This is a genomic window from Paenibacillus silvestris (assembly GCF_009882985.1).
In the GTDB taxonomy this organism is placed as follows: Bacteria; Bacillota; Bacilli; order Paenibacillales; family NBRC-103111; genus Paenibacillus_E; species Paenibacillus_E silvestris.
This window is the reverse complement of record NZ_WTUZ01000010.1, coordinates 920,551-933,524: the sequence shown is the minus strand read 5'-3', so window position 1 is coordinate 933,524 and position 12,974 is coordinate 920,551. Positions and strand designations below refer to the sequence as shown.

Here is a 12,974-nt window from a genome sequence, read left to right as displayed (position 1 = left end):
TCGATAACACTTATTTTTAGAGGAGGATTTGAATATGCTAAAAGGAATACCTTCCATTTTGTCGCCTGAGTTATTGAAGGTGTTGATGGAGATGGGACATGGTGATGAAATTATTCTAGCGGATGGAAACTTTCCTGCAGCAAGTCATACGAATCGTCTGCTTCGCTGCGACGGCCATGGCGTCCCGGAATTATTGGAAGCGGTTTTATCGTTGTTTCCCCTGGATACATACAGTGAACAGCCGGTTGCATTAATGGCCGTTGTCCCAGGTGATCAAGTCGAAACGCCGATCTGGGGCGTATACGAAGAACTTATTCAAAAGCACACAAAACCTGAGATTGAGTATGTAGAACGATTTGCTTTTTATGAAAGAGCTAAAAGAGCCTATGCCATTGTAGCAACAAGCGAGAAAGCGCTATACGCGAATGTCATTTTGAAAAAAGGTGTCATTAGCTCTTGATTTGAATTACCGATAACTCTAAATTTTACGTGAATCAGGACAGCATAAATTGAAATAACCTAATACCGAGGAGGATAGCAAAATGGCAAGCAGTAACCACAGATGGAATCAGGAATTCCCTAAGATTGGGATCAGACCAGCGATTGACGGCAGAAGAAAAGGGATTCGCGAATCCCTAGAAGAGCAGACGATGAACATGGCTAAAGCCGTTTCCGCACTCTTGAGTGAAACTTTGAAGTATCCAAATGGCGAGCCTGTCGAGTGTGTCATTGCAGACACTTGTATTGGCGGGGTGGCTGAAGCAGCTGCGGCAGCGAACAAATTCACGAAATCCGGTGTAGGCGTGTCCATTACGGTTACTCCTTGTTGGTGCTATGGAACAGAAACGATGGATATGGACCCGTCCACTCCGAAAGCGATTTGGGGCTTTAACGGTACAGAGCGTCCAGGCGCAGTTTATCTGGCTGCTGTTTTGTCTGGTCACGCGCAAAAAGGTATTCCTGCCTTCGGTATTTACGGGAAAGATGTGCAGGATGCCGGTACGACGGATATTCCGCAGGATGTTCAGGAGAAATTAATTCGCTTCTCTAAGGCTGGACTTGCAGCCGCTTACATGAAAGGCAAATCGTATTTGGCGATTGGCTCCGTTTCCATGGGAATTGCAGGTTCCATCGTGAATGAGGAATTATTCCAGAATTATCTTGGCATGCGCAACGAGTATGTGGATATGTCGGAGCTTGTTCGCCGTATTGACGAGGAAATTTTCGATCCGGAGGAGTACCAGTTGGCATTAAGCTGGGTCAAAGAGAATTGCGCAGAAGGACCGGATAAGAATCCAGCCGCCATCCAAACAACCCGTGAAAGAAAAGATCAAGATTGGGAGACCGTTGTGAAAATGTCCTTGATTGTCAAGGATTTGATGATAGGCAATCCGCGTCTGAACGATCTTGAATTTGGCGAAGAAGCACTTGGTCACAACGCGATTCTCTCTGGTTTCCAAGGTCAGCGCCATTGGACAGATCATTTCCCGAACGGCGACTTCATGGAAGCCATCCTGAACACGTCCTTTGACTGGAACGGCAAACGCGCGCCTTTTTTAGTTGCAACTGAGAATGACAGCCTTAACGGAGTAGCGATGCTTTTCGGTAACCTGCTGACGAATACAGCGCAAATTTTTGCTGATGTAAGAACCTACTGGAGTCCTGACGCCGTTAAACGGGTAACGGGGCACACATTAAGCGGTGCAGCCAAAGACGGCATTCTTCACTTAATCAACTCAGGTCCTGCAGCACTCGACGGTACCGGTGAGATGACGCGTGACGGTCAGCCTGTTATGAAGCCTTTTTGGGAAATCACCGATGAAGAAGTGGGCAAATGTCTGAAAGCGACATCTTGGCGTCCAGCTTCCGTCGAATATTTCCGCGGTGGCGGGTACTCGACAGACTTCCTGACGAAAGGCGGAATGCCGGTAACCATGTCCCGAATCAACCTTGTGAGGGGGTTAGGGCCCGTCCTGCAATTGGCCGAAGGCTACTCGGTGGATCTGCCTGAGGACGTTCATCAGACATTAGATGAGCGCACGGATTCAACATGGCCGACAACTTGGTTTGCTCCTATTTTGACTGGAGAAGGGTCATTCACAGATGTGTACTCCGTTATGGATAACTGGGGTTCGAACCACGGTTCAATCAGCTACGGTCACATTGGCGCAGACTTGATCACGTTGGCAGCTATTCTGAGAATTCCGGTTTCCATGCATAATGTGGCCAAAGAGCAAGTGTTCCGTCCGCGCGTTTGGAGCAATTTCGGAACGTCCGATCCTGAGGGGGCAGATTTCAGAGCGTGCAGCGCCTTCGGTCCTTTATACAAGTAAGAGGATTTGAGGTGGCCTTGTAAGTACGCACCCTTTGAATATCGGCTAGCAGTGGCAGATCGATGCTGGGGCGGTGGAACGGCTCACAGCTTACGGTAGAAGAGTACAGAGAGATTCAAGGCTTGGAAAGTGAAGCTTACCGCGTGAATTTATTGCAGCAAATGAAATAGAATTGTAGGTTGGCAAACCCGTTCTCATCGGTATCCGATGGGGCGGGTTTTTATGTGTTGGTTTGTTTTGGTTGCTTTGGAGAAGTGATGGCTGCTTTGGAGGGGGGATGGTTGCTTTGGAGGAGTGATGGTTACTTTGTTAAAGAGTTGTGGTTAAAGTGGCAGCTACAAGCCCAACTCATTGGACGATTTCCAATGAAAACCCAATTACAGGTGCTAATTCGTCCTTATCGTTGGACAAAATCCAACCAACAGACGATTTTAGCTTGTTTTAGCCTCATTTTTGTCGATCACGTTGGATTTCATCCAACGAGACGAGAAAATGACCCATCTAAAAGCCGTTCCCATTGGAAATCATCCAATGAGAACTGAATGCACGGGAATATCTAAGGTATCGGAGACCCAAAACGGTGTGTGGCTTCGATCTTCCACTCGTGAAACAAGTGTGAAGAATTAGAAGTAGCAGTCAACACCAAGTAGAACAAAAAGGGAATGGATATGGGGTGGAAAAACGTAGCGCCCGTATTTGAAATCGTGTTCCAACCATAAAAACCAATTCAAAGTAACACGATTTCAAAAAACGGTTGGAACCCCATATCCAATTCCCACCCCACGCGCAAACGTTGAAGGTTAGGCTCAGTCATTGACACTGTGTGTTACTCGTACACTCTGCAGGCGTACTCACTCACTCTATCGGTCTAATCATTCAACATGTGGGTCACACAGTTACATCCGACACAATAACCGTAATAAAAACCATAGAAAAGCCAATTGTTGTACAATAAAATGAAGAGGATGCATGAAACGAATGCCGAGGTGACCCATGGTAAATATTTTAGTTGTCGATGACGAGCCGATGATTTGTAAGGGTGTTGCAACGATTTTGAAGCAATCCAAACTGGATATTGGCGAGGTTTTTATTGCCTATAACGGATTTGAGGCGCTCGATTTCATCCATTTGGAGAAAATTGACCTCGTGTTTACTGATATTCAGATGGAAAAGATGAATGGCATTGAATTAATTGAGAATATATTCATGGAAGATCCATCGATCCCGATTGTCATTTTATCCGCCCATGGCGAGTTTGAATATGCCCAGAAAGCGATCCGTTTCGGCGCTAAGGAATATTTGGTTAAGCCAATTACGCCGCCCCATCTAATTGCTGTAACAACGAAGCTGCTGAAGGAAAAGGAAGAACGGCAGCAGCATTTTTCCAATTGGGAAGGCAACCGAACATTGGCCGACATTACAACGCTCGAAATGAACTATTATTTGAGCGAGATTGTTACGGGGACCATTCATGAATCTGAAGTGCCCGATATCAGGGAGAAGCTCGGAAATCGTGTGTCAGGTACGCATTACAGCATGTTGGTGATCAAATTATTTTTGAACCGTGGCGGCATTAGAGATGAGGAGATTGCGACACTGAAAGACCGTAGTCTTCTGAAGTACGCCGCATTGAATATTATCGAAGAGACCGCAAGCCAGTGGAACCACCTTGTTTTCAATACGCACAATTCCACTTTTTCCTTATTGATGCAAATCCCTGAGGAGGAGAAGCAAGGAACGAATCAGATGTTGATGGTTGCACAAATGGTGAATGCAAATTTGCAGAAATATGTGAATGTCAAATGCCAAATCGGCATCAGCCGCATTCAGGAAGGCATCATCAAGTGGCCGGTCATCTATAAAGAAGCGATGGATAGCTTGACGTGGGGCGAGACGCAGAAAGACCACTATATGTTTTACATAGAGGATATCGGGAAGACGACGAATGAGCAGAATTTAACGAACACGCAGGTGGACGAGGCGAATAATCGCATAGTTTTTGATACGAAAACGTATATTGACCATCATTTCTGCAATAAAGGGCTGAAGCTGCAGGACATCGCAGACAGTGTGCATTTGAGCCCCAATTATTTGAGTTATCTGTTTAAAAGAGTGATGGGCCAGGGAATCTGGGATTATGTGACCCAGCTGCGCATGGAAAAAGGGAAACAGCTGATTCTCACAACAGATAAACGCCGATATGAGATTTCGGAGGAAATCGGGTACGAATCGCCGGAGCATTTTAGCAAAATATTTAAAAAGCATTTTGGGATGAATATTTCGGAGATCAAAGTGGCGGGACCGTAATATGCGACATGATAAGCGTAACAAGGCACATCGCTAGGCTGCCGGGGACCCCTTATAATCGGAATTGTAGCAGCAAACGTAACTAACATGATGTTGAAAGGGGAACCAACGATGAGAGGTAAAAAGACATCCGCAATCAGTGCAATTGCACTGACTGTCCTACTGGCAGGATGTGGCGCACCATCAGCAACAACGAGCACGCCAAGTGCTAGCCCGGCTAGTCCGGCCGCAACAGGGTCAACGAGCGCCTCTACGGCAGCGCCTGCCGCCAAAAAGGTGACCATCACCGCCCAAGGCTTCAAGCCGGACCAGAAGGAGAAAAATGATCAACTGGATCAACGGATCGCCCGCTTTAAAGCGAAGAATCCCAATGTTGAATTTAAGAAAGACGACTGGCAGTACAATCCGCTTGAAATCGGAATCAAAATGGCTTCGAACAGTGCTCCGACCGAATACACAACCTATGCGACGGAAGGTAAAGTGCTCGTTGACAAGAAGTGGGTAGCGGACATTTCCGACTCCATGAATGCCTGGGAACATGCGAAAGACATGAATGATCTCCTCTCCAAACCGTTCGTTGTGAATGGAAAAACGTATGGCGTTCCGATCGATGGATACGTGATGACGATTACGCTAAATAAAAAGCTGTTTAAAGAGAAAGGCGTCGAACTGCCGCCAATGGATTGGACGTGGGATGACCTGCTCGCAGCTGCGAGAAAAATCAACGACCCAGCCAAAGGTATCGCAGGTTTTATCCCCATGGGGAAAGGTCCGGAAGCGGGTTGGAACTGGACGAATTTCCTCTATGCCGCAGGCGGGGATGTACAGAAGCTTGATGGCGGCAAAGTCGTAGGCATTTTCAATTCAGACGCGGGTTTGAAAGCGCTTGAATTTTATAAAAAGCTGAAAGATGAGAACTTGATTCCGCAAAACTGGGCACTCGGCTACGGCGATGCACTGAGCGCATTCTCGCAAGGACGCGGTGCGATGGTGATGTGCGGAAGCGGCAATGCTGCGGACGCTGCGATTAATGAAGGCGGCATTTCCAAAGAAGACATGGTCGTGTATCCGATGCCAGCATTGACCAAAGGCGGCAAGCATACAGGCGTTCTCGGCGGCAACTACCGCGTAATCAATCCGAAGAGCGACAAAGATCAGCAGGCTGTAGCTTTCAAATGGATTACAGATGAGTACTTTACGGACGATTTCTTAAACTCCACGAAAAAAGAAATTGAGGACCGTAAAACGAAAAACCGCGTGTATATTCCACAGCCAATTAACTACTGGAAAGATTCCTCCGATTTCGGTAAAAAGTACACGGACTTGTTAGCGAAATATGACAACGTCTTCAAATACGATCCGCAGCTGCTCAGCCTCTGGGACGGCAAGCCGGAAGCCCAGTACGAAGCTCAAAAGTATTACACAGAGATGGCCAATGTGATCCAAAAAGTGTTCACAACCAAAGAGCTAGATTTGAAAAAGGCTCTGGCAGATGCGTCGAACAAAGTGCAATCAGAAGTATTTGATAAAGTGAAAGTCGAATAGCGACCGGAACAGTCGGATCTAAGCTGCCTTTGCGGTTTAGGTCCGATTTCATAAGGAGTGTTGGAGATGGATGCAGAGTTAAGTGTACAGCCTGTCGCAGCAGCAAGCACGATCAAGAGGAAGATCAATTGGTATTTGTGGGGAACGCTCTTCATCATCCCGGAAATTGTGCTATTTATTATTTTCTTGTGGGTCCCGATTATCAAAGGTATTTTCTATAGCTTCTACACGATTGATTTTGTGGACGGCAATCATTTTATTGGCCTTGCAAATTATCTAAGTATTTTTCAGGATGAGCTATTGCTGATATCTGTCAAAAATACCTTGTTTTATATGGCGCTTGGTATCTTGATTGGCTTCTGGGTTCCTCCGCTAATTGCTATCGCTGTTTCGGAATTGAAGTGGTTCCAAGGGGGAGCGCGCATTATTGGATACCTGCCAAGTGCGATTCCCGCTATCGTCCTATACGGCATGTGGCAGTGGTTCTATGATGCAGTAGGTCCGATCAACTCCTTTTTACAAACATTAGGTATCCCTCAGCTGCAATTCTTCAGCCCTAAGCTCGCCATGGGTTCCATTGTATTGCTTGAAACGTGGCAAAGCTTTGGGGCGGCTACGCTCATCTATATCGCTGCTATCGTAGGAATCCCAAGGGACATTTATGAAGCGGCGGAGATCGACGGGGCCAGCGTGTGGCAGCGAATTCGCTACATCACATTGCCAAGTATCCGCACTTTGATGCTGCTTCTGCTGCTTCTGCAGGTGATTACAACGTCGCAGGGCTTCCAGGCGCAGTTATCCATGACCGATGGCGGGCCGAACAATGCTACATTAACGTACCTGCTATGGCTTAATCATACGGCATTCCGTGATCTTGATTTTGGCAAAGCAAGCGCGATGGGCAGCTTCATGTTTTTTGTCTTAATCCTGTTGTCCGTATTATACAATCTGCTGCAGCGTAGAGGTGAGAAGGCATGAAGCCAGAAGAACGCGGCATTATTTCTAGATTTGATATGAAAAAAGGCACGGTACGCACGGGCTACGCCCTCATGGTGGTGCTGCTGCTTGTGATGGGTGTAACGATGTTGTACCCGTTTTTCAACACGTTTTTTGGTTCATTGAAAACGCGGGAGGAATTTTTCGCTTTCCCTCCAACCTTCCTCCCGAAGAGTTGGGTCTGGACGAACTATAAGGACGCTTTCACCGGATTTGATCTGCCTCTGCTGACATTCCTCAAAAATACCGTGATCATCTATGTCGGCAACGTCATTGTTTCCCTGCTGTTGATCGGATTAGCGGCGTATGCACTGTCTCATTTAAAAGTTCCTTTTAAACGATGGGTAACGCTGTTTTTCTTTTCTACGCTCCTCATTCCGCCGGCCACGTACGTTGTACCTAACTTGCTCAATCTGAAAAGCCTCGGTATGTTGAATACCTACTGGGCTTTCTGGCTGCCGGCAGCGGCTAACGCGTATTTCATGCTGCTGCTCAAAAACTTCTTTGACGGCATTCACAAAGAGATTCTCGAAGCTGCGAGGATAGATGGCGCAAGCGAATTCAGCTCTTTCATCCGGATTGCTGTTCCGCTTTCTACACCGATTATCGGTACGCTGTTGATGCTATCCTTTTCGGCAACGTGGAACGATTTCTACTGGCCTAGTCTCGTGATGACGGAGAGAGGGATGTATCCACTCGCTACTGGGATTTATCTATATGTCGTATACTCGACATCGGTTATCCCGTGGAGTGTTCGCTTTGCGGTATTGACGATGGCGATGCTGCCGCCGGTGGTGTTTTTCCTCGTTTTTCAAAAATTTATCATTCGCGGCATTTCGGTTTCCAGTGTAAAAGGATAAGCGAATAACGTCCATCAGAACGATTTCTGGTGGCGTTTTCTTTTGCTTAAAGGAGAAAGTCTCCGCGATCGCGAAACTAGGTGAAAGCAAGGGATATCGGGCGAATGACCCTGATGAATAGCTGGAAAGGAAAGGGAATCAGTATGCGAACAATGCTGCGTAATATGAATCTGATGAAAAAGCTGATCGTCCTGCTCATCTTATTCGTCGTCATCCCGATATTGGTCTTGGATCTGGTTGTCGCCAAAAAGCTGGAGTCCATTACAGAAGAACAAGTGGGCAATGCCCTGCTGCAATTAGTGCGGGGAAGCCACTTGACGCTGGATAGGGAAAGCAGCGATTTTGAGGAAAAGACGGAGAAAATTATGATTTCCCAGGAGATTCAACAGCTCGCAAGCATTCCATCCTCATCGGAATATGAGCGGTTTGAGATCTTCAAGACGCTTGATAAATATTTGAGCAATTATTCAACGAATGCGATTCGCTATTCCATGTTCTTTTCGGACACGGATAAGCAATATTCGTTCGTGCCGAATTCGGATATTTTGAACAACGGGATCTTTTATGCAACGGATTTGAATGCGCTCTCTTGGTACAAATCGGTCAGTCAAGCGAAGGGAAAAGGGGTTCTTCGCGTTATTGACAAGTTCGGCTATAATCCGAATAACGTGAAAACCGTTGCTTATTTGCGGCAGCTCAACAGTATCTATAATGGCGAGACTGTCATCGGTTACTTGCTTGTGTCAGGTATTGAGTCGCCTTTGCAGCAGGATTTCTCGCCGTTTGATAAGTATGCGGATGGCCAAGTCATGCTGCTTGACCAAGAAAACACAGTGCTCGCAAGCAACACGGAGAAATTCCAAATCGGCTCCAGTGTGGCTGCTGCAGCAGATAAAGTAGAGGGTGTTTATAAGCTGAAGGAAGCTGGTGTGGAGTATATGCATGTGCTCCATACAAGTGAGGCTACAAACACGAAACTGCTCATGAGGGTGCCCGTTCAATCCATTATTATCGATCATATCAGTGTGCAGCGCCTCGTGGATTGGATTATGTTTATTTATTTTTTCATTTTATTTTTGGCGAGCATGTATTTTATTCAATCCATCTTGAAGCCGATTTCGAGGCTCGCTCGAATTACCAATTCGTATCATCCAGGCAGACCGCTGGCGATTTCCATGCATTCGGAGAGTAAAAATGAGATCGTGCTGCTCAGCAACCATTTCATTCGGATGACCGACCGTTTGAATCAGACGATTTATGATCAATACGAGCTGGAATTAAAGCATAAGGAGATCGAACTCTCGATTCTTCATACGCAAATTAATCCGCATCTTCTGTATAACACGTTGGAGTCTGTCTATTGGCATACTTTTATGGAAGGTGCTACGGAGTCAGCCGAAATGATTAAGGATTTATCGCTTATCATGCGGATCGGGCTGAGCAAAGGAAAGCTGCTGATTCCAGTTATGGAGGAAATGAATCACGCGGAGGCTTACGTCCGCTTGCAATTATTCCGCTACGAGTACGCTTTCCAGGTGCATTGGGACATTGAGGAGGAGGCCAAAAAGTACCTCGTGCCGAAGGTCATCCTGCAGCCAATCATTGAGAATGCCATTCTGCATGGCATTAAACATATGAGTCAAGACGGGGAGTTGTGGATCAGTGTGCGAGTGCGCAAGGGTCTCATTCTTATCAGCGTAGAGGATAACGGTTACCGGCAGGCGGATATCGAGATGCTAAATGCTATTCTAAAAGGCAAAGAAAACAATCGCGGGTTCGGCATTATTAATGTTCAGAAGCGGATACAGCTGCATTTTGGCAGCAGCTACGGCTTGCATTACAGCCGTAGAGAAGATCAAGGCGTGCGCGCCTGGATTGAGATTCCGGCGATCCTTGATGAGAACGAATGGAAGCAGCCTCCGGCGTGAGTCTTGGGTTGCAGGTGATGCAATCGTCCAACCGTGCAATCTCCAACCACTTTGCGTCGAGGGAACTACAGGCTGCTATTTCCCAGAAAAGGCAGGCTTTCCGACTATGATGGGAACTGCGTTCCTTTATTAGGCCAATTTCATGTGGAAAACGTGCCAAGGAGGAGAAATAAGGAGCTGTAGTTCCGCTCCGGGAGGACATAGCTCGAATTCCTCTAGAATAGAGGCCTCCAGTTCCTCTGAGAAAAGATGTAGCGAAAGTTATCGCTAGATGACCTGAAATTCACCACAAAAAGAACCCAGCGGTATCCAGATACCGCTGGGTTCTTAGGTGTGAGGCTATGTTTAAGTTTAGTTTTGCGGAAAACCAAACTCGCTATTCGTTGATGTGTTGGGATCAGTAATATCCACATATTGATCGACCGTATCCAGGACCTGGCTCAACTGCCAGCGGCTAAAAATAACATGGTCTGAAGAGATAGCATTATAAGTGCTCTCTTCTTTACTAATCTTAAAGCCTCGGTAATTCTCATAAATGGTTCTCATTCTGATCTCTCCCTCGCTTTGATGTATATCTTAAACTATCATCAAACGCGGATTTTTGGTAGAGGTGTAAAATGATAGATATTGTCAAATCTTGGCTTATTTCATGTAAATATCATGAATTGCTTCTATTTTGCTGCCTATAGACGGTTGGGGGCATCCCAATATGCTTCTTGAACGCTTTAGAAAAGCTAAATAAATCAGGATAACCAACGGAATTCGCAATTTCTGAAAGGGTATAGGCCGTTTGCTCCAATAGAAGTTTGGCTTCATTCATTTTCAAGCTTTGAAGGTACTGCATCGGTGTAACCCCGTAGGTTTGTCCGAATTGTTTGGTGAAATGAGTTCTTTCCACGCCAACATGCTCTGATACTCGCTGTACAGTGATTCCCTCGGCGTAATGGATTTGCATATAGGAAAGGCCCATTTGCAGCCAGCTAAGCGCGCGGTTTTCATGATTAGCGGCGGGGCGGTGCATGCCGGACAAGGAATCGAAAACTTGATAAAGATGATTAAGCCTCGTTAAATCCGTTGCCGGACGTTCACCTTCGCTGACTGCGCTTATGAAATTCCACATCAGACTGGTGGCTTGCTCTGTGCCTGCGCTTGAGAGATGAGGCGAGTGGGGGCTCAGCCCTATGCGTTCCAACAGATGAAGCGACTGTTTCCCGTCAAAAGCCACGAAGATTTTCCGCAGCGGATTGCTCGCGACCGTCACATATTCATGCGTCACCTGCGGAAATAAGCAAAATATATCTCCTTTGCCAAGTGAAAAGGTTTGATTGTTCTGAACAAACGTTCCTTGGCCATCCAAAACGAAGATTAAATAATAATAGGGCGTTGTCCTAGGACCGATATGATAATTTGATTTTGCGATATTATGACCAATACGAATCGGCCAGACATTGCCGGCTTTTTCAAATTCAGAAGGTGTAAAATAATAAATTTCCAGATATTCATGATGATCTTCACGCATGTTTTTCCTCATCGACTACACCTCTTTTTCACATGCCCAACATACCTTATATTCATGAAGGAAGCAGATCCCCAACTCCATAATAAGATCAAAACCCACAAATTGACAAGTTAAAAATAACGCGAAATGACATTGACCCATGCCGTAGTTCGTTGTTATGATACTAATACATTCTATTCCTACCTTTTTTGTAGGATATTGACCAGACAACTGGAAATAGCAACATATCAAATAACATCAAGTCGACAGGAGAGCCTGAGATGACACTTCATAAAGAGATTGAATTTGGTTGGTTTTTGCCGACATCAGGTGATGGCAAGTACGTTGGAGTAGCCCCGGAGCGAGAAGCTACGTTAGATTATTTAATCGATGTTGCGCAAACGGCAGAGCGATCTGGATTTGAATTTGTCCTGATCCCAACCGGCGGCGCTTGCTTGGACGCTTGGGTTGTGGGCTCTGCCGTGATGAGTCATACGACTACATTGCGCCCGTTAGTTGCGGTACGTCCTGGACTTGTTGCCCCTGTTCTGGCAGCACGTATGGGAGCCGCATTGGATTTGCTTTCCGGAGGACGGGCCATGATTAACGTTGTAACCGGATCGTCCGTGCAGGATTTGGAGGAACTAGGAGATCCATTAGCGCATGCCCATGATGAAAGATACGAGCGTGCTAAAGAGTATGTAGAGGTTATGCAGCAGGCTTGGACGCAAACAGAAGTCCTCGCGGCTTCCGAGTTTGCGGATACATCGAAGGGTGAAGCGGTTAAAGAGAACAAACTTTATCAAGGCAAGTACTATCAATTCAATCGTCCCGTTTCGTCCCCTTTAACGATTCAAAAGCCTCATCCACCTTTTTACCTAGGAGGAAGTTCTCCGGTTGCGAAGCGATTGGCGGTTGAGACTGCTGACACCTATCTCATGTGGGGAGAGCCGCATGATTGGATCCGTGAGCAGATCAATGAGATAGAAACCGTTCGGGCCGAGTATAAGGCAGAAACAGGTGTCGATCGTCCTCTTCGTTATGGATTAAGAGCACAGGTGCTCGTTCGTGATACGGAAGAAGAGGCTTGGGCAGCAGCTTGGGAGAGTATCTCCAAGGTATCGCCGGAAGCCATAGAGAAAGCGCAAGCGGCGTTTGCCAAAACAGATGCTACGAATCAGCAGCGGCAGAACGATTTAAGAGAGCTTTCGAAGGACCAACAATTCGTTGTAGGACCCAATTTGTGGACCGGTTTATCGCTGGTTCGCTCCGGCGGTGCCATCCTCATTGTAGGTACAGCCGACCAGGTCGCGGATCGTTTGATTGAATATGCCGAACTCGGTATCTCGTCGTTCATCCTGTCTGGTTACCCTCATCTGGAGGAGGCCGAGACATTCGGTCAAGCCGCACTTCCTTTATTCCGGGAAAAATGGCAGTTAAAGCTGGCAGAAGCCGAAGTAGCATCCAACGTGTAAATGAAGCATCAGCTTTCATGAACAAACAATCA

Annotated in this window: 11 protein-coding genes; 9 read left to right on the top strand and 2 right to left on the bottom strand. The window is 46.5% G+C overall.

Annotated elements, in window-relative coordinates; translation table 11 throughout:
- Positions 1 to 34 precede the first annotated feature (34 nt).
- From fucU to GQF01_RS07750, 8 genes are all read left to right on the top strand, one after another.
- On the top strand, positions 35 to 460 hold the full coding sequence (fucU, locus tag GQF01_RS07790) for an L-fucose mutarotase (RefSeq protein WP_161406208.1): 426 nt from the start codon (positions 35 to 37) through the stop codon (positions 458 to 460).
- Between the two features lie 82 nt (positions 461 to 542).
- A complete protein-coding gene (locus GQF01_RS07785) occupies positions 543 to 2,333 on the top strand; it encodes an L-fucose isomerase (RefSeq protein ID WP_161406207.1) in 1,791 nt (596 codons plus the stop codon).
- Positions 2,334 to 2,512: 179 nt separating this feature from the next.
- Entirely contained in the window at positions 2,513 to 2,875 is a 363-nt protein-coding gene (locus GQF01_RS07775) for a hypothetical protein (protein WP_161406206.1), read from the top strand.
- A gap of 451 nt (positions 2,876 to 3,326) precedes the next feature.
- On the top strand, positions 3,327 to 4,640 hold the full coding sequence (locus GQF01_RS07770; protein ID WP_161406205.1) for a response regulator transcription factor: 1,314 nt from the start codon (positions 3,327 to 3,329) through the stop codon (positions 4,638 to 4,640).
- Between the two features lie 111 nt (positions 4,641 to 4,751).
- Positions 4,752 to 6,185: an ABC transporter substrate-binding protein gene (locus GQF01_RS07765; protein ID WP_161406204.1), complete on the top strand. Its 1,434-nt coding sequence runs from the start codon at positions 4,752 to 4,754 to the stop codon at positions 6,183 to 6,185.
- Positions 6,186 to 6,251: 66 nt separating this feature from the next.
- On the top strand, positions 6,252 to 7,163 hold the full coding sequence (locus tag GQF01_RS07760; protein ID WP_161406203.1) for a carbohydrate ABC transporter permease: 912 nt from the start codon (positions 6,252 to 6,254) through the stop codon (positions 7,161 to 7,163).
- The gene (locus GQF01_RS07755; RefSeq protein ID WP_161406202.1) at positions 7,160 to 8,041 is read left to right on the top strand and encodes a carbohydrate ABC transporter permease; all 882 of its coding nucleotides are present in this window, start codon (positions 7,160 to 7,162) and stop codon (positions 8,039 to 8,041) included. Before GQF01_RS07760 ends, GQF01_RS07755 begins: the two co-directional genes overlap by 4 nt.
- A 113-nt stretch (positions 8,042 to 8,154) precedes the next feature.
- On the top strand, positions 8,155 to 9,969 hold the full coding sequence (locus GQF01_RS07750) for a cache domain-containing sensor histidine kinase (protein WP_235959077.1): 1,815 nt from the start codon (positions 8,155 to 8,157) through the stop codon (positions 9,967 to 9,969).
- 351 nt (positions 9,970 to 10,320) lie between these two features.
- Here the strand turns inward: GQF01_RS07750 and GQF01_RS07745 are convergent, their stop codons facing one another.
- Positions 10,321 to 10,515 carry a hypothetical protein gene (locus GQF01_RS07745; protein ID WP_161406200.1) on the bottom strand — a complete coding sequence of 65 codons (195 nt, stop codon included), beginning with the start codon at positions 10,513 to 10,515 and terminating at the stop codon, positions 10,321 to 10,323.
- 112 nt (positions 10,516 to 10,627) lie between these two features.
- The gene (locus GQF01_RS07740; protein ID WP_161406199.1) at positions 10,628 to 11,500 is read right to left on the bottom strand and encodes an AraC family transcriptional regulator; all 873 of its coding nucleotides are present in this window, start codon (positions 11,498 to 11,500) and stop codon (positions 10,628 to 10,630) included.
- Positions 11,501 to 11,748: 248 nt separating this feature from the next.
- Between GQF01_RS07740 and GQF01_RS07735 the strand changes: the two genes are divergently transcribed.
- Positions 11,749 to 12,942: an LLM class flavin-dependent oxidoreductase gene (locus GQF01_RS07735; protein ID WP_161406198.1), complete on the top strand. Its 1,194-nt coding sequence runs from the start codon at positions 11,749 to 11,751 to the stop codon at positions 12,940 to 12,942.
- Positions 12,943 to 12,974: the final 32 nt, after the last annotated feature.